This is a genomic window from Bradyrhizobium nitroreducens (assembly GCF_002776695.1).
Lineage (GTDB): Bacteria > Pseudomonadota > Alphaproteobacteria > Rhizobiales > Xanthobacteraceae > Bradyrhizobium > Bradyrhizobium nitroreducens.
Genome location: NZ_LFJC01000003.1, coordinates 1,084,246 through 1,108,387 on the forward strand (window position 1 = coordinate 1,084,246; position 24,142 = coordinate 1,108,387).

The window sequence follows — 24,142 nt, forward strand, 5'->3', positions numbered from 1 at the left end:
TTAACCTTTGCGACGCTATCGGCCGGAACCAAATCGTTCTAGGATGGCTTGTCGAAGTGAACTCCAAGACGTCGGGAGGCCTCGATGGGAACCACCAGATTTATCTTTGCGGGCGTTGCAGCCCTCGGCATGCTCGCAACCAGCGTTTTTGCTGACGACCTGACTGGCATGGTCATGCGGATCGACCGGCTCAACGGCACCATCTCGATCCAGCAGACGCAGAAGGGTACGGTCGGCGGCAGTGCCGGTGGCGCCGGCGCCCTCCAGGAGTACAAGACCAAGGACGCCGCGATGCTGGAGGCCGTTCATGCCGGCGACAGGGTGACCTATTCTGCGACCGACAATAACGGCACGGGCACGCTGACGAAGTTGCAGAAGCAGTAAGGCGCTTGCTTCGCCTCTCTCCATTCGCACCGCCGTCATGGCCGGGCTTGTCCCGGCCATCCACGCTTGGCCACGCAGCGTGAAGAACGTGGATGCCCGGGACAAGCCCGGGCATGACGGCGTCTACTGCTCCGGCCGCGTTTCCGGCTGCACCTCTTCCGTCGGCAGCTTGGCGCGCTCCCAGCCGTCGGTGCCGTCGGGGTACCAGGCGATGTTGGAATAGCCATAGGCCAGCGCGCGCTTGGCGGCGTTCCAGGACATCCAGCAGTCGGCGAGGCAATAGATCACCAGCAGCGCGGCCTTATCGCCGCCCGAGACACGGGCGAGCCCGCGCTGGAAATAATCCTCCATGGCCGGCGGCAGAGTGGCGTAGCCGGTATCCGGCAGCCAGATGCTGCCCGGGATGTTCCTGCGCGGCGCATCGCGCCACACCGTGCCTGCGGGCAGGTTCTTCGGCTTCGGGGGGCGCGGCAGCACATCGACGAAGGCGCCGCTCTTCGCGCGCCAGATCGCTTCGGCTTCCGCGGTGGAGAGCACGCGCGCGCCGGCGAGCGTCGCCGGCACCGGCGCGCGGTAATTGTCGGTGCGATAACCTTCGGGCTCGAACGGCTCCTGCTGCTGCGCGAATGCCGGCACCGCGAACGCGGCAGCGACGAGCACAGCGGCAAGGCGCCGCCTCATTGCGACTTCTTGGCCGTCTCCGCGCCGAGCGGCTTGTCGCTCTCGTCGAGCAGCGGGACGCCGAAGTCGAGCAGGATCTTGTTGATCTCGCCCTGGTTCTCCTGGATCAGCTTGTTGAGCTGCCTCTTCCAATTCTGGTCGGCGGGACGTACGCCCATGCCGATGCGATAGACCAGTTTGGGCCCTGAGGTTTCCTTCACCAGGGGCGTGACATGCAGCGAGCCGGCTTTCTTGGCATAGAACCCGGCCATCGGGCCCCACAGCACGCCGGCATCGATCTTGCCGGCTGTGAGATCGTCGATCATGGCCTGCGCCGAATTGTCGTAGCGGGTGTCGATCATCAGCGGATAGGGCTTTGCGTCGCCCATCAGGCCGGCCAACGCCATGTTGGTCGCCGGCGGCGTGCCGGCGACGATGCCGACATGCTTGCCCTTCAACTTCGGATCTTCGAGCGTGTCGACCTCCTCGAGCCCGCTGCCGGCTTTCGCCACCAGCGCATAGCTCGTGCGGTAATAGGGATTGGTGCCCTGCACGAGATCGTCGCCCTGCGGGAAACCCATGATGACGTCGCAGCGATGCGCGCCGAGCGTCATGCGCACGAAGCCGGTGGCCTGCGGGAAGAAGACGTAGTCGAGCTTCTTCTTGAGCTTGTCGGCAAAGAACTCGGCGAGCTTGTTCTCGAAGCCCTCGCCCTTCTCGTTCGAGAACGGAAGATTGCGCGGATCGGCACAGACACGCAGCACGTTCGGGTCGACCAGCTCGAACGAGAGGTCGCCGCTGTCCTTGGTCTGCGCCATGGCGACGTCCCCGAGCGCACAGGACGCAACCAGGACCCACAGGGAACACAACCAGCGACGATGTCGTCCGGCCTCCGTCATCGCGCTTCCTCCTCGTTTTGTTTGAATGCTATCCATGCAACACATGAGGTGCCATGTCTTGCATGTCTGGTCTTGCAGGCATTGCCTTGCCCGACTTTGGCTGATTTCGCGTTGTTGCAGTGCAATGCGGCCAATCCTTTGAACTGAGGCGGAAAAGTGTCTCGCATCGCTCGAGTGATCGCAGCCTTGTCCCTGCTGGGGACAGCAACGCTAGCACGGGCCGGGGCGGCCGAATTGCCTGTGAGCGAAGTCGCACCGGGAATCTTCGTACACTCCGGGACCATTGCGCTGATGAGCCGCGAGAACGAGGGCGACATTGCCAATGTCAGCTTCATCGTGGGCGAGGAAGCCGTCGCCGTCATCGACACCGGCGGCAGCTTGCGCGAAGGCAAGGCCCTGCTGGCGGCCGTGCGAGCCCACACCACGAAGCCGATCCGCTATGTCATCAACACTCACGGCCACCCCGACCATGTATTCGGCAATGCGGCCTTCGCCGCCCCGGACACCACCTTCGTCGGCCACAGCAAGCTGCCGCAGGCACTCGCGACCCGCGGCCCCTACTATCTGGACAATTTTCGCCGCATCATGGGCAGCGCGTTGATCGACCCGGTGAAGATCATACCTCCGACCCTGCTGATTTCCGACACGATGACGCTTGATCTCGGCTCGCGCCGCCTCGTCTTGCGCGCCTGGCGCGCCGGACACAGCGACAACGATGTGACCGTGTACGACGAGACGACCAAGACCCTGTTCGCGGGCGACCTGGTCTTTCTCCGCCACATTCCAGTCATGGACGGCAGCATCCGCGGCTGGCTCAGCACATTGAAGGAGCTGGAAACCATCCCGGCGCAGCGCGTCGTTCCCGGTCACGGGCCCGTGAGCGACTGGCCTGCCGCCTTGAGCGATGAACGGCGCTACCTGTCAACGCTGCTGTCCGACGTGCGCGCCCTGAACAAGCGCGGCGAGCCGATCCGGGCTGCCGCCGACAAGGCGGCCGCTGAGGAAAAGCCACGCTGGGAGCTGTTCGGCGATTACAACGCCCGGAACGCAACTGCAGCATTCTCGGAAATTGAATGGGAGTAGCGGGCGCGCTATCATCTGCATGAGATCAGCTTCGCTGACGCCGGGAACCATAGCCATGACGGGATGGACACGCCGCCTGCCCTTGATCGCCGCCCTGCTCGGCATCGCCTTCGCCGTGCCCGCGCGGGCTGAAGAGGCTTACGATCCCTGGCCGGGCCTGGTGCAGGACATCTTCAATAATCGTCCGATGAATGATGGCAGCGCCGTCATCGGCATCGAGATGCCATATCGCGCAGAGGACGCGGCGATCGTGCCGGTCACCCTGCGCAGCAAGCTGTCACCCGCAGACAGCCGCCGGATCCGTTCGATCACGCTGGTGATCGACCGCAACCCGGCACCGATGGCGGCGAAGTTCGAGCTCGGTCCGGACGCCAATGTCACCGAGATCTCGACGCGCGTCCGCGTCAACAATTACACCGACGTGCATGCGGTGGCCGAGCTCAGCGACGGTCAGCTCTATGTCTCGAAGGTCTATGTGAAGGCCTCGGGCGGCTGCTCCGCGCCGGCAGGCAAGAACGCCGAGGAGGCCAACAACCGGCTCGGCCAGATGCGCTACCGGCAGTTCGCGCGCGAGGAAGCGCCCGCGAGCCGAATCCGCGAAGCGCAGATCATGATCGGTCATCCCAACAATTCCGGCCTGCAGATGGACCAGGTCACCCAGCTCTATATTCCCGCCTTCTTCGTCAACCAGCTGAAGCTCACTCAGGACGACAGCCCCGTGCTGTCGATGGAAGGCGGCATCTCGATCTCGGAAGATCCCAATCTACGCTTCACCTACGTCTCCAACGGCGCCAAGCGCTTTCGCGCGGAAGCGAAGGACACGGAGGGGCACGTGTTCCGCAACGAGTGGGATGTCGAGAAGCCGGGGACTTAGGTCTACCGATCGTCATGGCCGGGCTTGTCCCGGCCATCCACGAAACTGCGCGCCATCCCCAAGAACGTAGATGCCCGGGACAAGCCCGGGCATGACGAATACGGCTGTCATCGTGGGCTATCAGAAACACCTCACCTCGGCTTCCGCCTGCGCGCGCCTCAAATCATTCACCGCCGTGTTCGCCTGCTCGGAGGTGCGGAACTGGACGCCGAGATTGCCGCGGACCTGGGACATGCTCAGCGCGGTCTCCGCGGTAACATAGCGCTCATAGGGGACGATCGAGGCCACCACGTCGATCGAGCAGGAGCATTGCTCGATCGACTGCCGGCTCTCACCATTCGCCTTCATGCAGCCATAGACGTACTCCGCGCGCGCGGACGTCGGATAGTCGTTGGCCTCCTCGGCCCGCGCCACGCACGCGGTCGCCGCCAACACAGTCAATGCGGCGACAATCGGTCGTAGCTGTCCGCCCAGTTTCATGCGCATCCTCCCGCGGGTTGCGGCCGAAGCTATGCTATGCGTATTGTCCTGAAAAGCACTCTGTCAGGGGAAACGGCTCACAAGGTGATGAGAGCACGCGGTGTGATAAGGGCATTTGGTCGAACATTGGCGCTCGCGACGATGCTGGCGCTGACATTGGCCGCACCAGGCCGCGCCGCGGATACGATCCGCCTTGCGGTGCAGAAAACCGGAACATTCTCCTGGGAGCTGGCCGCGATCCGCGCGAGCGGTCTCGACAAGGAGGCGGACCTCACGCTGGAGGTCGCCGAGCTCGCGAGCACCGAGGCCGGCAAGATCGCGATGCGCGCAGGCAGCGCCGACATCATCCTGTCGGACTGGCTGTGGGTGTCGCGCGAGCGGGCGCTCGGCGCCAAGCTCACCTTCTATCCCTATTCCAGCGCGCTCGGCGCCGTCATGGTGCCCGCCGCTTCGCCGATCAAGACGCTCGCCGACCTCAAGGGCCGCAAGCTCGCCGTCGCCGGCGGGGCGATCGACAAGAGCTGGCTGCTGCTCCAGGCGCGCATGAAGCAGGACGGCATCGATCTGAAGTCGGATGCGACCATCGTATATGGCGCTCCGCCCCTGATCGCCGCCAAGGCGCTCGACGGCGAGATGGAGGCGAGCCTGAATTTCTGGAATTTCTGCGCCCAGCTCGAAGCCAAGGGTTTTCGGCGCCTCGCCGGCATCGAGGAGATCCTGCCGAAGCTTGGCGCCAAGGGTGCCGTCTCCGCGGTCGGTTACGTCTTCGACGAGAGCTGGGCGGCAAGCCACAAGGACGCAGTGGCGCGCTTCATCGCGATGACCCGCAAGGCCAAGCAGCTGCTGGTGACCTCGGATGCGGCCTGGGACAAGATCGCACCGCTGACCGGCACGAGCGACGCCACCCTGCTCAAGACCTATCGCGAGCGCTATCGCGACGGGATCCCGCGCCGGAGCATCGCCGAGGAGGAACAGGACGCGCGCGTGCTGTACCGCGTGCTGGCCGAGATCGGCGGCCGCGACCTCGTCGGCCCCGCGACCGAGCTCGACCCCGGCACGTTCTATCACGCAGTCCCCGGAGATTGAGGTGCTGCGTCTTCTGTCGTTCGCCCTGTTCCTCGTGATCTGGTGGATTGCCGCGCTGTTCGTCGGCGGCGCAAAGCTGCCCTCCCCGCCGGCCGTGCTTGAGGTCATGATCGCGGAAGCCTCATCCGGCGCGCTGTTCCTGCATCTCGGCGCGACGCTGGCGCGCGTGATCCTCGCCTTTGTGCTCGCCATGTCGCTCGGCAGCGCCATCGGCTATTTGATGGGACGGGTCAGGCTCGCCGACAAGCTCGGCGATCCCTGGCTGATCCTGCTGCTCAATTTGCCGGCGCTGGTCGTGATCGTGCTGGCCTATATCTGGGCCGGTCTGACCGAGGCCGCGGCGATCGCGGCAATCGCCATCAACAAGCTGCCGACCGCGGTCGTCACCTTGCGCGAGGGCACCCGCGCGCTCGACCGCTCGCTCGACGAGATGGCGAGCGTGTTCGCGATGCCGCGCTGGCGCGCGTTCCGCCATGTCGTGCTGCCGCAGCTTGCGCCCTATATCGCGGCCGCCGCGCGCTCCGGATTGTCGCTGGTGTGGAAGATCGTGCTGGTCGCCGAGCTGCTGGGTCGTCCGAACGGCGTCGGCTTCGAGATCGGGGTCGCCTTCCAGCTGTTCGACACGCCGCGGCTGCTGGCCTATTCGCTGACCTTCGCCGCGGTCGTGCTCGTGATCGAGACGCTGCTGGTACAGCCATTCGAAGCCCGTGCAACACGGTGGCGGCCCCGTGCGGCTTGAGGTCGAGATCACAGGCAAGACGTTCAGGAGTGCCGCGGGCGAAACCCACGAGGTGCTGGCGCCGGTCAAGTTCGCTCTTTCATCGGGCGAGGTCGGCGTGCTGATCGGCCCGTCCGGCTGCGGCAAGAGCACGATGCTGCGCATCATCCTCGGGCTCGACCATGAATTTCAAGGCCGTATCGCGCGGCCACCGCAGGCGCGGATCGGCATGGTGTTCCAGGAGCCGCGGCTGTTGCCGTGGCGTTCGGTCGAGCAGAATGTGCGATTGGTGGCGCCCGACGTGACTGACGCCAAGCTGTCGGAGCTGTTCAGGATCCTGGAGCTTCAGGCCCATCGCGACCACTTCCCCGGCGAGCTGTCACTGGGCCTCGCCCGGCGCGTCGCGCTCGCCCGCGCCTTCGCGGTCGAGCCCGATCTCCTGGTGCTCGACGAGCCCCTCGCCTCGCTCGACGACGCGCTCGCCGGCCGCCTGCGCGATGAGCTTGCGACACTGGTGGCGAGCCGTCCGGTGATGACACTGCTCGTCACCCACAGTCTCGACGATGCGATCAGGCTCGGCGACCGCCTGTTCTTCCTGTCGCCGCGCCCCGCACGTATCGTGCAGGACGTGCCGATCGCCATTCCGCGCGCGATGCGCAGCGAAGCCGATTTCGGCAGGATCCGGGCCGAGCTCGCGGCGCTGCAGCTTGAATCGAAATGAACACTCGTGGTCAACTGGAGCGACTTGTCGATGGAGATTCACCAATGCGACGTACGCTGATTGCGATCGGCCTCCTCTTGGTGGCGGTGCCGGGCGCCGCGCTGGCGCAGACCAAAGGCAAGGGCATTCGGCTCTGGAACCTGACGACGGAGACGATCTCCGGCTTCCAGCTCTCACCGGCCGGCAAGACCGATTGGGGCCCGAACCAGTGCTTGAACGACAAGGACAAGGAGGTTGATCACGACGAGCGGCTGCGCATCACGGGCGTGGAGCCGGGCCGCTACGATGCCAGGGTCGGCTACCCCAACGGACGCCAATGCGTCGTCCGCGACATCGAGATCAGGGCGGATGCAGTGTTCTCGATCGCCGACAAGGACCTGAAGGACTGCACCAAATAGAGAGCTTCGTTACGCCTTGTCGTTAGGGTGCGGATATTCGCAGCGCCACCGCACCGCCTGCCACTTCGGATGATCGCCGACCCATTGCGCGATATAGGGGGGCGCGGCCATCACGCATTGGCGGGGCGACCCTGCATAATTGAAGATCAGGTGCTGCTCCTCGCAAGTCGCAGGCGAGAGCACCGCACACACGGTCACCACCAGGTCAATCGGGTTCATGCCGGGATCCTCTCACGGGAACAATGGAGGTTAGCACAAGAAACTACGTCCCATGGAGGGGGAAGTTTCAATCCGGCAGGAGGAATCGAGCCAACTCTAGAAATTGATGCCAAACACCATCCGGGCCTGGTGGCGCTCGAAATTGACGAGGTCAAGATTGCCGCCCGATCCGACCGGGCGGCCCCAGGCCTGCATGCTCCAGCTCAAGGTCAGCCGCGAGCGCTCGGACAGCTGGAAATAGGCGGTCGGGCCGACGAACAAAGCCTGGCCCGAGAACTCGCCGAGGCCGATGCCTTCATATTGCCGGAAATAGCGCAGCTCGCCGCCGAGCAGCATGTTGGGCCGCACCCGCACCAGGCCGGCGAACGCCGCTCCGATCGTCGAGCTCTTCTCGGACACCCCCGCCACCTCGAAGCGCGCCCATTCCGGTTGATAGATCAGGTTGAGGGCGCCGATGGCGAAATTCGGGATGAGCTCGCGGTCGAAGGCCAACGTGAACTCGGTGCCGTACATCCGCCCTTTCGCTCCGCTGGTCTCGTCGATCCGGTCGCCATGGAGATCGGCGGCGATGGTGAGCCCGAACGGCGCACGCTCGCGGTCGAGCAGGCGATAACGCAAATCGAGCGAGGCGCCCTGAAAATTGAACTGGCGGCGGTCGTCGATATCGGGAACGCCGGTGATGTCGTGCAGGCTGGCGATGCCGCCGATCTCGATGCGAAAATTCGGCAACGGCACGATTTCGATCTCGACCTCCTTCTCCAGCGCGCGATAGGTCCCGCCGCCCTTGCCGAAGCGCCCGGTCGTCTGGCTCTGGAATTCGCGCTCGCCGGGATTGCCGACATCGGTGCCGATCATGAAGCCGAAGATATGCTCGGTATCGAAGCCTTCCTCGGCACCGGCGCATGCCGGCATCAGCGCGAGCGCACACGCAACGACCATCCGAAATCGACAAGCTCCGCCGCGCATCCCGTGCCCCGAACGCGCGCGCCGCATCGATGCGGCAGCTGCGCTGACCAGGCATCAGCGTAACACACTGCCGCCGATCAAAGTCGAGATTTTGATGAGAACGGATTGCAGCCTTCGCGGCGTGGCACCGCATCAATGAAGAAATGCATCAGTGACGAAGCGCGAGGCACAGCGGGCAAAGCGTGTCCGAGGGCAAGGACGTATCCGACAGCAGGCGTATCCGACGGCAAGCGTATCCGACACTGCCACGGCTTCGACGGTGTTCACCGCCGAAGCCGCGGCAGGTCGTCAGTCTTACTTGCGCGAAGCGCAGGCGTACATGTTGATTTCCATGCCCACCGACACTTCCACGATCTTCGGAGCTTTCCAGGCCATTCGGGGTCTCCCAAGGTATTGAGCGCGACATCGCGCGGCGCAAAACCTAGGGCTGCGTCAGGTGCAGTTCAAGCCTCGATTCGACTGCCGACCACATCAGTGTCGATTCTTCACGGCCGCATTTCTCTCTCGGACAAAGCCAGTTCTCTCTTGGTCAAACAAGAGCTATGAGACGCAGGCTTGTGCAGCGCACCGCGCGTCGAATCGACGGGCATCACCGCAACAATCGCAGGAGTGCGCGGCCGGCGCGCGAGTTCAGCTCCTTCGCATCCAGCGTTCCGTCCTTGTCGGGATTGGCTGCGTTGAAGCGCTGCTCGACCACGGACAGATATTCGTCGAGCGTCAGGGTCCCGTCGCGATCGGGATCTGCGGCGGCGAGCTCTTTCGCCGACAGCCGGCCGCGCAATTCGCGTGCATCGAGCGTGCCGTCATGATCGGGATCGAGCTTTGCGAACGTGGCGGCGGCCGCCTTCTTCACCTCGGCAAGATCGAGCGTGCCGTCATTGTCGGTGTCGAACAACTTGACTGCGTTGCCGGAGGCGGACCACGCCGGACCGGACAACAATGCAATGGTGAGCGCAAGCGCAACCGAGCGACGCGAAATCATCAAGACCTCCCAGATGAAGAGCCCAGGTTCGGGCGGGACATAACGACATAAATCCCACAAGCGCCCCCCGGTTCAAGTCCGGAATTGCAACTTGCGCGCGCGCCAACCGCGGAACCCTGGCAGGGCCGCCGCCCGGAGCTGCTTCGCGTCGCGGAATTTTTTCAGCGTCTCCACGCAAGTGAGTCCGCTGCCGTCAGGTTTCCGTAAGGTGACCGCCAGCTGCGTCCAACGATATCGGCACGACACTTACGACTTTCGTATTGACGCGTTTTGGTTTCCGACGGAGTGTTGCTCCCGCAGCGTCAAAAGGCGCGCATATTGGGAGGAACGGATGAAACGCTTTGCGATGGCCGCGAGCCTCGTCATGCTTGCATCGACGTGTGCAAGTGCACAGACCACCGAGCAACTGGTCAAAGGCGCGACCGATACATCGAACGTTCTCAACTATGGGATGGGCTACAATCTGCAGCGCTTCTCGACGCTGAACCAGATCAACAAGGACAGCGTCAAGAACCTCGTCCCGGTCTGGAATTACTCTTTCAACGACGATCGCAGCGAGGAATCGCAGCCGCTGGTGTACCAGGGCGTGATCTACGTGACCTCGCACAATGCGACCATGGCGGTCGACGCCAAGACCGGCAAGCAGATCTGGAAGACCAAGGTCGAATATCCCGCCGAGACGCCGCGCATCGTCTGCTGCGGCATCATCAACCGCGGCGCGGCGCTGTTCGACGGCAAGGTGTTCCGCACCACGCTCGACGCCAACGTGATCGCGCTCGACGCCAAGACCGGCAAGGAGCTGTGGCGGCAGAAGGCGGCGGACATCAAGGAAGGCTATTCGATGACGGTGGCCCCGCTGGTCGCCGACGGCGTCGTCATCACCGGCATCTCCGGCGCCGAGTTCGGCACCAGGGGCTTCATCGACGGCTGGGATCCGGCAACGGGCAAACATCTCTGGCGCACCCATTCGATCCCCTCGCCGGACGAGCCCGGCGGCGACACCTGGAAGGGCGACACCTGGAAGCTCGGCGGCGGCTCGACATGGATCACCGGCTCTTACGACCCCGAACTGAACACCGTGTATTGGGGCATCGGCAATCCCGGACCGTTCAATTCGGCGGTGCGTCCCGGCGACAACCTCTACACCTGCTCCGTGCTGGCGATGGATCCCAAGACCGGCAAGATCAAGTGGCATTACCAGTTCTCGCCGAACAATCCGTTCGACTATGACAGCGTGGCCGAGATGGTCCTCGCCGACATGAATGTCGAGGGCAAGCCGACCAAGGTGCTGATGGATGCCAACCGCAACGGCTTCTTCTACGTGCTCGACCGCACCAACGGAAAGCTGCTGGCGGCCAATCCTTACGTGAAGGTCAATTGGGCGACCGGCGTCGACATGAAGACCGGGCGTCCGATCGAGACCGACGTCGCCAAGGATGCGCGCGAGGGCAAGAAGGTGACGGTCTATCCGTCGATCCTCGGCGGCAAGAACTGGGAGCCGATGTCGTTCAATCCGCAGACCGGCCTCGCCTACGCCAACACGCTCAACTTCGGCGGCAAGTACAAGGCCGAGCCCGTCACCTTCAAGCAGGGTGAATGGTATCTCGGCATGGACCTGACCGATCCCTGGGAGTTCGGGGACGGCCCGCGCGGTCACCTCAAGGCCATCGATCCCATGACCGGCAAGTCGAAATGGGAAGCGCCGAGCGACATTCCGCGCTTCTCGGGCGTGCTGTCGACCGCAGGCGGCGTCGTGTTCTCGGGCGCCCTCACCGGCGAATTCGAAGCCTTCGACGCCGACACCGGCAAGAAGCTCTGGCAATTCCAGACCGGGTCCGGCATCGAGGGCCAGCCGGTGACCTGGCAGCAGGATGGCGTGCAATATGTCGCGGTGACATCAGGCTATGGCGGCGTCTACTCGTTGTTCTCCGGCGACGAGCGGCTTGCCAAGGTGCCGCCCGGCGGCTCGCTCTGGGTTTTTGCAATCAAGCAGTAATCCGGTGCAATGCTGAAAGTGGTCTCTCACAAGACGGCGGCGATCCTCGCCGCCGTCGCGGGGCTGACGGTCGCGCTTGCGGCGACCGTCCGCGCCTCGGACGACGCAAGCGGCAATCCCATGCAGGCACAGATCGACCACGGCAAGTCGACCTATGCTTCGAAATGCTCGCACTGCCATGGCCCTAATCTGATGAACTCCGGCACTATCACCCCGGACCTGCGTGCCTTTCCCGACGACAAGACGCGGTTCGTCACCACCGTGAAGAACGGCAAGAATAACAGGATGCCGCCTTGGGGCGACATTCTCAACGACGAGGAGATCGGCAATCTCTGGGCGTTCGTCTCCAGCCGGAGGAAGCCATGAGGGGCCGGCGTGCTGCATGGAGCCTTGCGGCCTTGCTTTCGACGATGGCGTCGGTCGCCGTGGCGGCCGACGATCCCTTGCGGATCTGTCTCGACGAGGACCGGCCGCCGCTCTCGATGCACCACCGCGGCAAGCCGGATGCCGGATTCGATGTGCTGCTGGCGCAGGCGGTCGCGGAACGGCTCGGACGGTCGCTGGCGATCCAGTGGTTCGAGAGCAAGCTGGACGAGGATTCCAGCCCGCAGCTGGAGGCCAACGCATTGCTCTCGGATGGGCGCTGCTCGCTGGTCGGCGGTTACGCGCTGACGCAGGATTCGCTGGTCGTCCCCGGGATGAAGACGGCGCGCTTGCCTGACTTCGCCGGGGCCACGCGCGACGATCGGCGGCGCCGCGTCGCGCTCGGCGTGCTCGCGCCGAGCCAGCCTTACGTCTATTCGCCGATGACAGTGGTGCTCGGGCCGAAGGCAAACGGCCGCAAGATCGGCGACATCGGCGATCTCGCCGGCCTTCGTCTGGTCATCGAAAGCGGCTCGCTCGGCGACGCCGTCCTGATGACCTTCGACAAGGGACGGCTGATCGACAACATCACCCATCTCGTCCCTGGCCGCGACGATCTCCTGGGCGCGCTCCAGCGCGGCGACTATGACGCAACGCTGATCGACCTCGGCCGCTTCGACGCCCATCGTACCGCGCACCCCGACACCGCACTCTCAGCGTCCGGGTATTATTATCCGATCGGCGCCAATCGCGGCTATGTCGGCCTCGGCAGCGATCCCGCGCTGATCGAGGCCGTCAACAAGGCGCTGAGCGCCCTTGCGACGGAAGGCAAGATCGCCGAATTCGGCAAGCAGGCCGGCCTCACCTATCTGCCGCCACGCGAGCCCGCCATTCTGGGCGACGTGTGGACGAAGATCATTCAGCGGTGATTGGAAAGGGCTCTGGTGCCCGGACGCGCTGCAACGCCTCTTAACCTTGCAGCGCAGAGCCGCTGGAGAAGCGCTGCACTGCGTCCGGCGTACGGAGGCCGCGCCCACCATGCCCCACTCCGTCCGACGCAATGCGCCAATCTGTCTCGCCTGACGCCCGTGGCAGCGCCTGCCTGGTGCAGTACCCTCCAGGGAACCGGGAGAGAATCATGTCCAAGAAAATCGATCGCCGCCACTTCATCGCCGCCGGAGCCGGCGCGTTCGCGATGCCCTTTGTCTCGCGCAGCGCTTCAGCACAAGGCAGCTGGCCGTCGCGGCAGATCCGCATGATCTGCAGCTATCCCGCCGGCGGGCAGACCGACCTGCTCGCGCGCGCCTATGGCGAATTCATCTCCAAGCAAGTCGGCAAGACCGTGGTCGTCGAAAACAAGCCCGGCGCCTCCGGCGCGATCGGCACGGCGGAAGTCGCCCGCGCCGAGCCCGACGGCCACACCATCCTGTGCTCGATCTCGACCACCTACATCATGAACCGCGTGGTGATGAAGAATCCCGGCTACGACATGGACAAGGATTTGACGCTCGTCAGCGTCATTCCGGGCGCCGGCCTGCTGCTGGTTGCGAACCCGAAGACCGGGGTCAAGACGCTGGAGGATTTCGTCGCCTTCGCGCGCAAGAGCGGCAAGGTGAACTTCGGCACCTACAGCGCAGGCTCGGCCCCGCACATGACGATCAACGAGCTCAACAAGCAGTACGGGCTGAGCATCGAGCCGGTCCATTATCGCGGCGAGGCTCCGATGTGGACCGGGATGCTCGAAGGCACCCTCGATGCCGCGATGGGAAGCTACACGGCCGCACAATCGGTCCTGCAGAGCGACCGCGGCACCGTATTCGCGGTGCATTCGAAGAAGGTCGACGCGATCCCCGCGATCAAGACCCTTCCCGAGCAAGGCGCGACGTCGAAATTCTTCACCGTGAGCGGCTTCTCGGGATGGGCGGTGCCGAAGGCGACGCCGCAGGCGGTCGTCGACCGCATGGCGGAGCTGTGCGTTGCCGCCAACAGCGATCCCAAGGTGAAGGAGGTACTCGCGACCTTCGTGCTCGAGCCGGCGATCGGCTTCAAGGAGACCAATGCGCTGTATCAGCGCGAGCTGCCGATCTGGATCGAGAGCGCGAAGTCGCTCGGCCTCGAGCCGGCCTAGGCGTCGAGCTGCCGGCCGGCGCGCCGACCGCCCCTTTCCCGCCCCGGAATCCGACCAAAGCCTAGTGTCGGACGTGCATTTTCCCGCTATGATTGCCCGCGCACGCGGACAAGAAGGGCCGATCGCATGACACCGGATGCAGTCGCCGTCGCCGTTATGGTCATCCTGCTGTTTCCGATGGGCTATTTCACGCTGGCCTCGCCCGCCTTCCTGCTGGTGAGGCTGGACATTCAGCCCGTCGCCCAATTGCTGCGCGGCATGTTCAACGCCCATTTCCTGGTGATGCGGGTCGCCGCCCTCATCGGGACCGTGGCCCTCCTCCTCGACGGCCGCCTGCTCGCTGCATTGGGTGTCGGCATGATCGCAGCGCTGGCGATCTGGGGACGCCGCTGGTTCATGCAAAGGGTCGACGAACAGCTCGGCGCGAGGGAGGCCGGCGACACCGATGCGCCGCGCCGGCTGCGGCGGCTGCATTGGAGCGGAATGCTCGCCAATGCGGTGCTGCTCGTCGCGCTCCTGGCGGGCATTCCCTATATCGCGACGTCAGCGTGACGAACCGCATCGGCGGAAACGCAGCTCCTGCGCCGCGATCCCTCCCTCCACGAGGTCACACCTGAAGCTCTCCGCAAGAGCCTTTCACCGAGTGTGAGCCGGCACGTTGTCTCAGGTTGCATTTTTCGATATAATGCACCTGGGATAGCGTAACGCTATCCTCCATTCAGGAGAAGAAGGCGATGAAAGCTCCAGTTTTTCTTCTTGCCGGCCTGACCATTCTGTCGATCAGCGCAGCCAATGCTGCGCCCAAGAGCACCGACGCCTCGATCTCGGCAACGAAGGTCAGCTCGGTCGCATGCTCCACCTCGGGTGGCGGCTTCGGGTCCTATCCATCGGGCTGCCGCAACGCAGCCAACTTCAAGACCTACAACGAGTGCAAGGAATCCGGCGTCAAGCGCGGTTGGCGGCACGAGGACATGGCCTGGTATTGCAGCGGCCTGGGACTGCAGTAACCATCAGCAGCGCACGACGCGCAGTGCGGCGGCTACCTCACGAACGCCTTCGATCAATCAAGTCAAGATGTCCGGCAAGCAAGGAAGGGCGATGCGCCCTTCCTGCTAATGCTCGCCCGAGCTGGCCGCGCCCTGCTGCGCCTTGTGGATCGAGGACGGCACCACGCCGAAATATTTGCGGAACACCCGGCTGAAATGCGACGAGCTGGAGAAGCCCCAGGAGAACGCGACGTCGGTGATGGTCTTGCCGGCGTGGGCCTCGAGCTCCTGGCGGCAGTTCTGCAAACGCGCCTGCCAGATGTAGTCGCTCACCGTGGTGCCGCGCTCCGAGAACAGCATGTGCAGATAGCGCTTGGAGCAGCCGAGCTCGGCCGAGATCTGGTCGATGCACAGATCCGGATCGCGCAAGTGCTCGCGTATGAAGAACTGCGCGCGCACGTACATCGCCTCGGGCCCGACACGGTCGAACATCGTGTCGGCTTCGCGCAGCGGCAGCAGCAGCAAATCGATCAGCGAATCGGCAACGCCGACCGCGCTGTTCGCCGACAGCTTCGCCGCCTCGTCGAAGGTCGCATGGACGAAATCGTGGGCGATCCGCCCCGTGCCCGTCTTCGCCGACAGCTTGCAGGCGGGCATCCGCTGCGAGGGGAAGCCGCGGTCGCGCAGCAGCGCCTTCGGCACGATCACCACGTCGTGACGGGTGAAGGCGGGGCTGATGATCGAATGCGGACAGGAGACGTCATAGGCGATGATGTCGCCGGGATTGATTTCGATGTGGCGGCCTTCTTGTTCAAAATAAGACACGCCGTAGGTCTGGAAGTGAATCTTGATATAGGGGTGCTCATTGGCCTTGGCGCGCGCCAGCGTGTGCGCGATGCGATGCTGGCTCACCTCGATCTGGCACAGCTTCAGGCGCGAGACACTCGTGTAGTCAATGCGGCCTTCGAGCGAGGACGCTTCCAGCGGATCGACGTCGAAATGCCCACACAGGCTCGTCAGCCCGTCGATCCAGCTTTGGATCTGGCGCTTCGGCGTCATGCCGGTCGTCGAGAGCGTGTGAATGGTGTCGGACATTAATCCAGCCACTGGTTTGATCCGGAGATTCGACGCGAATCGCGACCAGCGCCTGCGCGAGCCCTCAGCCGTGATTGCGTGACGTTTACCTCGAATTTGAGTGGTCTTTTGGTACGAGCGCCATCGTTCCATTGCCACCCTTGAGGGTTAATCCTCCGCCTTAGTTGCAGCGCCGTCAAGGGGAACCTGAGCGTTGAGAGTGCTGCCAAGCGGTGCGGAAGCCGCTGAATTCGCTACTGCAAAATCAAATTCTTTTCCTCCGTGCGCTATCAAGCAAACCGGCTTCCCTCTTGGGCAAGTTTCCCGATGACGAAGTCGTTAGGGATTGCGGCAGGAACAACAAGAACGGGCCGCTCCTGCAGGCGGACCCGTGGCTCTCATCAGGAGGAGGAAACAGCACAGCATCGTTTCTGGTCCGAAACGTGACCGCCCTGCACGAGCAGACGCCGGACGAGAAGCCCGGTGAGTTACCAATGCTTCGGGAAAAATAAACGAGACCAACGGAGGAATGACTATGCGCAAGGTGCTACTGGCGACCTTTCTTGGCTCAGCGGCGGCTCTCGCCGTCGGGAGCGCCTCAGCCAATGACGAGCTGATCAAGATGTCGCAGAACCCGAAAGACTGGGTGATGCCGACCGGCGATTACGCCAATACCCGCTATTCCAAGCTCAACCAGATCAACGCACAAAACGTAGGCAAGCTCCAGGTCGCCTGGACCTTCTCGACCGGCGTGCTGCGCGGCCATGAAGGCGGCCCGCTGATCATCGGCAACGTCATGTACGTCCACACGCCGTTCCCGAACAAGGTCTACGCCATTGACCTTTCCAACGAGAACAAGATCATCTGGAAGTACGAGCCCAAGCAGGATCCGAACGTCATTCCCGTGATGTGCTGCGACACGGTTAACCGTGGTCTGGCCTACGGCGATGGCAAGATCTTCCTGCATCAGGCCGACACCACTCTCGTCGCGCTCGATGCCAAGACCGGCCAGGTGGCCTGGTCCAGCAAGAACGGCGATCCGAGCAAGGGCGAGACCGGCACGTCGGCGCCCATGGTCATCAAGGACAAGGTGCTGATCGGCATCTCCGGCGGCGAGTTCGGCGTGCAGGCCCATATGTCGGCCTACGACATCAAGACCGGCAAGCTGGCATGGCGCGGATATTCGGAAGGACCGGACAACCAGATCCTGGTCGACGCCGAGAAGACCACCGCGCTCGGCAAGCCGGTCGGCAAGGACTCGAGCCTCAAGACCTGGCAAGGCGATCAGTGGAAGATCGGCGGCGGCGCGACCTGGGGCTGGATCTCCTACGATCCCGAGCTGAACCTCGTCTATTACGGTTCGGGCAATCCCTCGACCTGGAATCCGAAGCAGCGCCCCGGCGACAACAAATGGTCGATGACGATCTGGGCGCGCAACCCGGATACCGGCGTAGCCAAGTGGGTCTATCAGATGACGCCCCACGACGAGTGGGATTATGACGGCGTCAACGAGATGATCCTCTCGGATCAGTCGATCAACGGCCAGCCGCGCAAGCTGCTGACGCACTTCGATCGTAACGGCCTCGGCTACACGCTCGATCGCGCCACCGGTGAGCTGCTGGTCGCCGAAAAGTACGATCCGAAGGTGAACTGGACCTCCGGCGTCGACATGGACAAGAACTCGCCGACCTACGGCCGTCCGAAGGTGCTCGATGCAGCTTCGACCGACAAGGCGGGCGAGGACCACAATGTGAAGGGCATCTGCCCGGCCGCGCTCGGCACCAAGGACGAGCAGCCGGCAGCCTACTCGCCGGACACGCAGCTGTTCTACGTTCCGACCAACCACGTCTGCATGGACTACGAGCCGTTCAAGGTGAGCTACACCGCGGGCCAGCCCTATGTGGGTGCGACGCTCTCGATGTATCCGCCGGCCGGTGAAACCCACATGGGTAACTTCATCGCCTGGGACGGCAAGACCGGCAAGATCGTCTGGTCGAACAAGGAGCAGTTCTCGGTCTGGTCGGGTGCGCTCGCAACCGCCGGCGGCGTGGTGTTCTACGGCACGCTCGAAGGCTACCTGAAGGCGGTCGATGCCAAGACCGGCAAAGAGCTCTACAAGTTCAAGACTCCCTCCGGCATCATCGGCAACGTCACCACCTATGAGAACGGCGGCAAGCAGTATGTCGCAGTGCTCTCCGGCGTCGGCGGCTGGGCCGGCATTGGTCTGGCCGCAGGCCTGACCGATCCGACCGCAGGTCTCGGCGCGGTGGGTGGCTACGCGGCCCTCAGCAACTACACCGCTCTCGGCGGTACGCTGACCGTGTTCTCGCTGCCGAACTAGGCCCATCAGCATCGCTCCGGCGCGTGGATCGACTCCACGCGCCGGCTCGTCTCCCCCGGGCTCCTTCGAGGATGAATCTCTTGCGTAAAATCTGCTCTGCCATTGCTGCGATGATCTTGGTTGCGTCCGGAGGAATTGCGGTCGCGGAAGGTCCGGGCGACCCGACTGCCGTGAAGAAGGAAGACGACGGAAAGTGGCTCGATAAAGAAGGAAACCCGACCTACAAGATTTCGGCGGATGGCACCGTGGACTGGTTCACCTATTCCGGCTACCGCCGCTATCACTCCGACTGCCACGTCTGTCACGGGCCCGACGGCATGGGCTCCACCTATGCGCCGGCGCTCAAGGATTCCGTCAAGACCATGAGCTATGGCGACTTCCTCGGCGTGGTTGCCTCCGGTCGCAAGAACATCTCGACCGCGCAGGAGAATGTCATGCCGGCGTTCGGCGACAATCCGAACGTTGCCTGCTACATGGACGATCTCTACGTCTATCTGCGCGCCCGCTCCACCGAAGCGTGGGGCCGGCAGCGTCCCGCCAAAAAGGACGAGAAGAACGAGGTCTACACCAAGGCGGAAGACGCCTGCATGGGCCATAAATGAACGTTGCCGGGACTGCCGGGACTACTTCTCGGCGTCCTTTCGAGAATCTGAGGAGTTACCAATGAAGACACGTGCCGCCGTCGCTTTCGAAGCCAAGAAGCCGCTCGAGATCGTCGAGCTCGATCTGGAAGGCCCGAAGGTCGGCGAGGTCCTGGTGGAGATCAAGGCGACGGGCATCTGCCACACCGACGCCTATACGCTCGACGGCCTCGACAGCGAGGGAATCTTCCCGTCGATCCTCGGCCATGAGGGCGCCGGCATCATCCGCGAGATCGGCCCGGGCGTGACATCGGTGAAGCCGGGTGACCACGTCATCCCGCTCTACACGCCGGAATGCCGGCAGTGCAAAAGCTGCCTCAGCCAGAAGACCAATCTGTGCACCGCGATCCGCGCCACGCAGGGCAAGGGCGTGATGCCCGACGGCACCAGCCGCTTCTCCTACAAGGGCAAGCCGGTCTACCACTACATGGGCTGCTCGACCTTCTCGAACTTCACCGTGCTGCCGGAGATCGCGGTCGCGAAAATCCGCGAGGACGCCCCCTTCGACAAGAGCTGCTACATCGGCTGCGGCGTCACCACCGGCGTCGGCGCCGTCGTCAACACCGCGAAGGTCACGCCGGGCTCCAACGTGGTCGTGTTCGGCCTCGGCGGCATCGGCCTCAACGTCATCCAGGGCGCCAAGATGGCTGGCGCCGACAAGATCATCGGTGTCGACATCAACGATGCCAAGGAGGATTGGGGCCGCAGGTTCGGCATGACGGAGTTCGTCAACCCCAAGAAGATCACCGGCGACATCGTCCAGCATCTCGTCGGCCTCACCGATGGCGGCGCCGACTACACCTTCGACTGCACGGGCAACACCACCGTGATGCGCCAGGCGCTGGAAGCCTGCCATCGCGGCTGGGGCACCTCGATCATCATCGGTGTTGCCGAGTCCGGCAAGGAGATCGCCACCCGTCCGTTCCAGCTCGTCACCGGGCGCAACTGGCGCGGCACCGCCTTCGGTGGCGCGCGCGGCCGTACCGACGTGCCGAAGATCGTGGACTGGTACATGAACGGAAAGATCCAGATCGATCCGATGATCACCCACGTGCTCAAGCTCGAAGAGATCAACAAGGGCTTTGACCTCATGCATGAGGGCAAATCCATTCGTTCCGTCGTCGTGTACTGAACCGGAAGACGTCACCCCCAAGGAGGATCGACCCATGACTGTTGCACTCCATCCATCGATCGACAACGGCCTCAAACAGGGCAGCGGCAGCTTCGCCGGCGGCACCCTGGTCTGCAAATGCAAGGACCATCAGGTCAAAGTCGGCATCAAGGGCGACGTCGCCCACAACCACGCCTGCGGCTGCACCAAATGCTGGAAGCCCCAGGGCGCGACGTTCTCCGTCGTCGCCGTGGTGCCGCGCCAGAACGTCACCGTGCTCGAGAACGGCGACAAGCTTCAGATCGTCGATCCCTCCGCGGTGATCCAGCGCCACGCCTGCAAGGCCTGCGGCACGCATATGTACGGTCGCATCGAGAACAAGGGCCACCCGTTCTACGGTCTCGACTTCATCCATCCCGAGCTGTTCCAGGAGCAGGGCTCGCAGGCGCCGCAATTCGCCGCCTTCGTCTCCTCCGTGATCGAATCCGGCGTGAAGCCGGAGCAGATGGCGGGCATCCGTTCGCGGCTGAAGGAAATCGGGCTCGAGCCCTATGATTGCCTGTCACCGGCACTGATGGACGCGATCGCGACCCACGTGGCGAAAGCCAAGGCTGCTTAGGAAAGCCTCTGAGCTGGCCGGGCCCGAGCTTCGGCCAGACCTCCCCGGCTCGCTGGCGACGACCTCCGCCAGCGAGCCGGACCGCTCCGCACTTTAAGACTCTGGCGGCGATGCCGCCGCTTCGTACCACGCGTCTGTGAGGGCATCAGCTCCTCAGTCCTGGTCTCTGAATGACTGCGCAGTGCCGCCAACTTCCGACTTGAAGTCCCCGGCCCGCTGCGTTTCTCCCTCCCTCGACTGAGGCATCCTGCTTCGTCCGCGCAGTCTTTCTGGCGGACGAAGCCTTTTTCGTTGCACCTGCCGTCAGCGAACGCGCGGATCACGCGGCGTGATGCCGCGCCCTGCTTTTGACAAACCATCGATGCAATCTTTTCCCGGTGAGAACACCCGGCTGTGAACGCCGGGCCGGTGCGACCTCTGCTAGGGTCGGCCGTCACGATGCCGCGCGAAATACAATCAACCAAGAACAAGCACGGGAGGTATCGAACACATCCGGACATCGAGATTCGCGTTCCTGCCTCCTGCCGGGATCTGCCCGCGCGGGATCACGGGCCGGGATGCGACGACACGACACAACTGGCACTGCGCCGCGCGCCCATCGGCGCGTTTTGAATTTGGCATGCTTATGAAGAGCGAGGGATGATCATGATCAAGGTGAAGATCAACGGCCAGGAACAGAGCTGGGACGGCGACCCGGATCTCCCGCTACTCTGGTTCCTGCGTGACGAGGCCGGGCTGACCGGCACCAAATTCGGCTGCGGCCAGGCCCTGTGCGGCAGCTGCACCGTCATCGTCGACAAGGAAGCCGTGCGCTCCTGCATCACGTCGATCAACGACGTTGCCGGACGCGAGGTCACGACCATCGAGGGACTGCATCCGAATGGCGATCATCCGGTGCAAAAGGCCTGGCGTCAGGTCAACGTGCCGCAATGCGGCTTCTGCCAGGCCGGCCAGATCATGCAGGCCGCCGCGCTTCTGATGGACAACCCGAAGCCCTCGCATGACCAGATCCGCGAGGCGATGTCCGGCAACATCTGCCGCTGCGGTTGCTACCAGCGCATCGAGAACGCGGTCCATCTCGCATCGACGGGAGTGTGACATGAATTTCATCGACAATCCCGGCAAGCTCCGTGGGTTCGAAAAGCACATCAAGGTCGAGAAGGTTTCGCGCCGCAGCATCCTGAAGGGGCTCGGCATCACCGGCGGCTTCGTGCTCGCCGCCCCCGTGATGACGCGCCAAGCATTTGCATATGAGACCGGCGCCGGAAAGATGCCGCACGGCGTCGTGGTCGATCCGCGCGTCTTCGTTTCGGTCGCACCTGATGGCATCGTCACCATCGTCGGACACCGTTCCGAAATGGGCACCGGCGTGCGCACCAGCCTGCCGTTGATCGTGGCCGAGGAGATGGAAGCCGACTGGTCCAGGGTCAAGGTGCAGCAGGCCCATGGCGACGAGGTGAAGTTCGGCAACCAGGATACCGACGGCTCGCGCAGCACGCGGCATTATCTGCTTCCGATGCGCCAGATCGGCGCCTCCGCCCGCACCATGCTGGAGCAGGCCGCGGCGAAGCGCTGGGGCGTGCCGGCGACCGAGGTCAAGGCCGTCAATCACGAGGTCGTCCACAGCGCCAGCGGCCGCAAGCTCGGCTTCGGCGAGCTTGCCGCTGATGCCGCCAAGGAATCGGTGCCCGCGATTGAAGGTCTCAAGCTCAAGGACGCCAAGGACTTCCGCTATTTGACCAAGGGCCAGATCGGCATCGTCGATCTCCACGACATCACCACCGGCAAGGCGCGTTACGGCGCCGATGTGCGGCTTCCCGGCATGAAATATGCTGTGATCGCACGCCCTCCGGTGACCGGCGGCAAGCTGGTCTCGTTCGATCCAGACGCGGCGTTGAAGGTCCCGGGCGTCGAGAAGGTGATGAAGGTCCAGGGATGGCCGTGGCCGTCGAAGTTCCAGCCGCTCGGCGGCGTCGCGGTGATCGCCCGCAACACCGGCGCGGCGATCAAGGGTCGCAACGCACTGAAGCTGGTCTGGGACGACGGCGCCAACGGCAAGTACGACTCGGTCGCCTTCCGCAAGGAGCTCGAGGAGGCCTCGCGCAAGCCGGGCCTCGTCGTGCGCCAGGAGGGCGATGCGGATGCCGCCTTGAAGGGCGCCGACAAGGTCATCGTCGGCGAGTACTACATCCCGCATCTTGCTCATATCAGCATGGAACCGCCGGTGGCGGTCGCCGACGTCAAGGGCGACAAGGCGGAGATCTGGGCGCCGGTGCAGAGCCCGGGCGGAACCCGTGACGACGTCGCCAAGACGCTCGGCATTCCCGAGGGCAACGTCACCGTCAACGTGACCCTGCTCGGCGGCGGGTTCGGCCGCAAGTCGAAATGCGACTATGCGCTCGAGGCCGCCCTGCTGTCGAAGGAGCTCGGCGCGCCGGTGAAGGTGCAGTGGACGCGGGAGGACGACATCCAGAACGGCTTCCTGCACACCGTCTCGGCCGAGCGGATCGAGGCCGGCCTCGACAAGAGCGGCAAGGTGATCGCCTGGCGCCACCGCAGCGTGGCGCCCAGCATCGCCTCGACCTTTGCCGCCGGCACGGTGCACCAGGCGCCGTTCGAGATCGGCATGGGTCTCGCCGACATGCCGTTCGAGATCGCCAACATCTCCTGCGAGAATCCGGAAGCAGCCGCGCATACCCGCATCGGCTGGTTCCGTTCGGTCTCGAACATTCCGCGCGCCTTCGCCGTGCAGTCGATGGTCGGCGAGATCGCGCAAGCGACAGGGCGCGACCAGAAAGACATGCTGCTCGAGCTGATCGGCTCGCCCCGCATCGTCAAGCCGAACGTGAAGGACCTCTGGAACTACGGTGAGCCCCAGGACAGCTACCCGATCGACACCGCGCGCCTGCGCAAGGTGGTCGAACTGGTCGCCGAAAAGGGCGAATGGGGCCGCAAGGTGCCGAAGGGCCACGGTCTCGGCATTGCGGTGCACCGCAGCTTTGTCAGCTATATCGCGACCATCGTCGAGGTCGCCGTCGACGACAAGGGCAAGCTGTCGGTGCCAAGGGTCGATACCGCGATCGATTGCGGCACCTATGTCAACCCCGAGCGTATCGCGTCGCAGATCGAGGGCGCCGCGATCATGGGGCTGAGCCTCGCCAAATACGGCGAGATCAGCTTCAAGGACGGCAAGGTGCAGCAGAAGAATTTTGACGACTTCCAGGTCGTCAGGATCGACGAATCTCCTGTCGTGACGAACGTCTACATCGTGCCGCCCAATTCAGACACGCCACCGAGCGGTGTCGGCGAGCCCGGTGTCCCACCATTTGCGCCGGCGCTGATCAATGCGATCTTCGCAGCGACGGGAAAACGCATCCGCTCGCTTCCGATCGGCAAGCAATTGGAGGCGTGAG

Annotated in this window: 27 protein-coding genes; 19 read left to right on the top strand and 8 right to left on the bottom strand. The window is 63.9% G+C overall.

Translation table 11 applies throughout. The features are described 5' to 3' along the window. The first annotated feature begins 84 nt into the window (after nucleotides 1-84). The gene (locus TSA1_RS05490) at nucleotides 85-384 is read left to right on the top strand and encodes a copper-binding protein (RefSeq protein ID WP_100175452.1); all 300 of its coding nucleotides are present in this window, start codon (nucleotides 85-87) and stop codon (nucleotides 382-384) included. A 123-nt stretch (nucleotides 385-507) separates the two neighbouring features. Here TSA1_RS05490 and TSA1_RS05495 read toward each other — a convergent pair whose 3' ends face one another. Together TSA1_RS05495 and TSA1_RS05500 are read right to left on the bottom strand one after the other, a co-directional pair. After that, entirely contained in the window at nucleotides 508-1,065 is a 558-nt protein-coding gene (locus TSA1_RS05495) for a PQQ-dependent catabolism-associated CXXCW motif protein (RefSeq protein WP_100175453.1), read from the bottom strand. Then, complete coding sequence (locus tag TSA1_RS05500; protein WP_174718771.1) at nucleotides 1,062-1,943, bottom strand: substrate-binding domain-containing protein; 882 nt, start codon at nucleotides 1,941-1,943, stop codon at nucleotides 1,062-1,064. Before TSA1_RS05500 ends, TSA1_RS05495 begins: the two co-directional genes overlap by 4 nt. Before the next feature lie 156 nt (nucleotides 1,944-2,099). Here TSA1_RS05500 and TSA1_RS05505 point away from each other — a divergent pair, with 156 nt between their 5' ends. Further along, nucleotides 2,100-3,026 (top strand): quinoprotein relay system zinc metallohydrolase 2, encoded by a 927-nt coding sequence (locus tag TSA1_RS05505; RefSeq protein WP_100175455.1) that lies wholly within the window; start codon nucleotides 2,100-2,102, stop codon nucleotides 3,024-3,026. Nucleotides 3,027-3,081: 55 nt separating this feature from the next. Continuing rightward, nucleotides 3,082-3,900, top strand: coding sequence for a quinoprotein dehydrogenase-associated SoxYZ-like carrier (locus TSA1_RS05510; RefSeq protein ID WP_174718772.1), 819 nt, complete (start codon nucleotides 3,082-3,084; stop codon nucleotides 3,898-3,900). 120 nt (nucleotides 3,901-4,020) lie between these two features. Here TSA1_RS05510 and TSA1_RS05515 read toward each other — a convergent pair whose 3' ends face one another. Then, nucleotides 4,021-4,380: a hypothetical protein gene (locus TSA1_RS05515; RefSeq protein ID WP_100180988.1), complete on the bottom strand. Its 360-nt coding sequence runs from the start codon at nucleotides 4,378-4,380 to the stop codon at nucleotides 4,021-4,023. An 87-nt stretch (nucleotides 4,381-4,467) separates the two neighbouring features. Here TSA1_RS05515 and TSA1_RS05520 point away from each other — a divergent pair, with 87 nt between their 5' ends. The 4 genes from TSA1_RS05520 to TSA1_RS05535 are packed head-to-tail and all read left to right on the top strand — an operon-like array spanning nucleotide 4,468 to nucleotide 7,303. Further along, complete coding sequence (locus TSA1_RS05520; RefSeq protein ID WP_174718773.1) at nucleotides 4,468-5,466, top strand: ABC transporter substrate-binding protein; 999 nt, start codon at nucleotides 4,468-4,470, stop codon at nucleotides 5,464-5,466. A 1-nt stretch (nucleotide 5,467) separates the two neighbouring features. Next, nucleotides 5,468-6,205, top strand: a complete 738-nt coding sequence (locus TSA1_RS05525) for an ABC transporter permease (protein ID WP_100175457.1) — start codon at nucleotides 5,468-5,470, stop codon at nucleotides 6,203-6,205. Then, complete coding sequence (locus TSA1_RS05530; protein ID WP_174718774.1) at nucleotides 6,195-6,905, top strand: ABC transporter ATP-binding protein; 711 nt, start codon at nucleotides 6,195-6,197, stop codon at nucleotides 6,903-6,905. Before TSA1_RS05525 ends, TSA1_RS05530 begins: the two co-directional genes overlap by 11 nt. Nucleotides 6,906-6,949: 44 nt before the next feature. Beyond that, complete coding sequence (locus tag TSA1_RS05535) at nucleotides 6,950-7,303, top strand: hypothetical protein (RefSeq protein ID WP_100175459.1); 354 nt, start codon at nucleotides 6,950-6,952, stop codon at nucleotides 7,301-7,303. 9 nt (nucleotides 7,304-7,312) lie between these two features. Here TSA1_RS05535 and TSA1_RS05540 read toward each other — a convergent pair whose 3' ends face one another. The 4 genes from TSA1_RS05540 to lanM form a co-directional block, all read right to left on the bottom strand. Continuing rightward, nucleotides 7,313-7,522 (bottom strand): hypothetical protein, encoded by a 210-nt coding sequence (locus TSA1_RS05540; RefSeq protein ID WP_094891247.1) that lies wholly within the window; start codon nucleotides 7,520-7,522, stop codon nucleotides 7,313-7,315. A gap of 96 nt (nucleotides 7,523-7,618) precedes the next feature. Beyond that, nucleotides 7,619-8,461, bottom strand: a complete 843-nt coding sequence (locus tag TSA1_RS05545; protein WP_245448116.1) for a DUF6662 family protein — start codon at nucleotides 8,459-8,461, stop codon at nucleotides 7,619-7,621. Nucleotides 8,462-8,782: 321 nt separating this feature from the next. Then, nucleotides 8,783-8,863 carry a pyrroloquinoline quinone precursor peptide PqqA gene (pqqA, locus tag TSA1_RS05550; protein WP_035663753.1) on the bottom strand — a complete coding sequence of 27 codons (81 nt, stop codon included), beginning with the start codon at nucleotides 8,861-8,863 and terminating at the stop codon, nucleotides 8,783-8,785. Between the two features lie 214 nt (nucleotides 8,864-9,077). Then, entirely contained in the window at nucleotides 9,078-9,470 is a 393-nt protein-coding gene (gene lanM / locus TSA1_RS05555) for a lanmodulin LanM (protein ID WP_174718775.1), read from the bottom strand. A 331-nt stretch (nucleotides 9,471-9,801) separates the two neighbouring features. On the opposite strand from lanM, the gene TSA1_RS05560 reads away from it, so the two are divergent. From TSA1_RS05560 to TSA1_RS05585, 6 genes are all read left to right on the top strand, one after another. Beyond that, the gene (locus tag TSA1_RS05560; protein ID WP_100175461.1) at nucleotides 9,802-11,466 is read left to right on the top strand and encodes a methanol/ethanol family PQQ-dependent dehydrogenase; all 1,665 of its coding nucleotides are present in this window, start codon (nucleotides 9,802-9,804) and stop codon (nucleotides 11,464-11,466) included. Between the two features lie 9 nt (nucleotides 11,467-11,475). Further along, nucleotides 11,476-11,832, top strand: coding sequence for a c-type cytochrome (locus tag TSA1_RS05565; RefSeq protein ID WP_100175462.1), 357 nt, complete (start codon nucleotides 11,476-11,478; stop codon nucleotides 11,830-11,832). Continuing rightward, entirely contained in the window at nucleotides 11,829-12,758 is a 930-nt protein-coding gene (locus TSA1_RS05570) for a substrate-binding periplasmic protein (protein WP_100175463.1), read from the top strand. Before TSA1_RS05565 ends, TSA1_RS05570 begins: the two co-directional genes overlap by 4 nt. A gap of 209 nt (nucleotides 12,759-12,967) precedes the next feature. Then, entirely contained in the window at nucleotides 12,968-13,957 is a 990-nt protein-coding gene (locus tag TSA1_RS05575) for a Bug family tripartite tricarboxylate transporter substrate binding protein (protein WP_100175464.1), read from the top strand. Between the two features lie 126 nt (nucleotides 13,958-14,083). Further along, a complete protein-coding gene (locus TSA1_RS05580; protein ID WP_100175465.1) occupies nucleotides 14,084-14,509 on the top strand; it encodes a hypothetical protein in 426 nt (141 codons plus the stop codon). Nucleotides 14,510-14,691: 182 nt separating this feature from the next. After that, complete coding sequence (locus tag TSA1_RS05585; protein ID WP_100175466.1) at nucleotides 14,692-14,964, top strand: hypothetical protein; 273 nt, start codon at nucleotides 14,692-14,694, stop codon at nucleotides 14,962-14,964. 105 nt (nucleotides 14,965-15,069) lie between these two features. On the opposite strand, the gene TSA1_RS05590 is transcribed toward TSA1_RS05585, so the two are convergent. After that, entirely contained in the window at nucleotides 15,070-16,038 is a 969-nt protein-coding gene (locus tag TSA1_RS05590) for a helix-turn-helix domain-containing protein (RefSeq protein ID WP_174718776.1), read from the bottom strand. 514 nt (nucleotides 16,039-16,552) lie between these two features. Here TSA1_RS05590 and xoxF5 point away from each other — a divergent pair. From xoxF5 to TSA1_RS05620, 6 genes are all read left to right on the top strand, one after another. Then, the gene (gene xoxF5, locus TSA1_RS05595) at nucleotides 16,553-18,358 is read left to right on the top strand and encodes a lanthanide-dependent methanol dehydrogenase XoxF5 (protein ID WP_100175468.1); all 1,806 of its coding nucleotides are present in this window, start codon (nucleotides 16,553-16,555) and stop codon (nucleotides 18,356-18,358) included. 110 nt (nucleotides 18,359-18,468) lie between these two features. Further along, nucleotides 18,469-18,960, top strand: coding sequence for a c-type cytochrome, methanol metabolism-related (locus tag TSA1_RS05600; protein WP_100175469.1), 492 nt, complete (start codon nucleotides 18,469-18,471; stop codon nucleotides 18,958-18,960). Nucleotides 18,961-19,021: 61 nt separating this feature from the next. Next, nucleotides 19,022-20,131 (top strand): S-(hydroxymethyl)glutathione dehydrogenase/class III alcohol dehydrogenase, encoded by a 1,110-nt coding sequence (locus TSA1_RS05605; protein WP_100175470.1) that lies wholly within the window; start codon nucleotides 19,022-19,024, stop codon nucleotides 20,129-20,131. 34 nt (nucleotides 20,132-20,165) lie between these two features. Beyond that, nucleotides 20,166-20,729 (top strand): S-(hydroxymethyl)glutathione synthase, encoded by a 564-nt coding sequence (gene gfa / locus TSA1_RS05610; RefSeq protein WP_100175471.1) that lies wholly within the window; start codon nucleotides 20,166-20,168, stop codon nucleotides 20,727-20,729. Nucleotides 20,730-21,374: 645 nt separating this feature from the next. Then, nucleotides 21,375-21,827, top strand: a complete 453-nt coding sequence (locus TSA1_RS05615) for a (2Fe-2S)-binding protein (protein ID WP_094891237.1) — start codon at nucleotides 21,375-21,377, stop codon at nucleotides 21,825-21,827. 1 nt (nucleotide 21,828) lies between these two features. After that, nucleotides 21,829-24,141 carry a xanthine dehydrogenase family protein molybdopterin-binding subunit gene (locus TSA1_RS05620; protein WP_100175472.1) on the top strand — a complete coding sequence of 771 codons (2,313 nt, stop codon included), beginning with the start codon at nucleotides 21,829-21,831 and terminating at the stop codon, nucleotides 24,139-24,141. The last annotated feature ends 1 nt before the right edge of the window (nucleotide 24,142 follow it).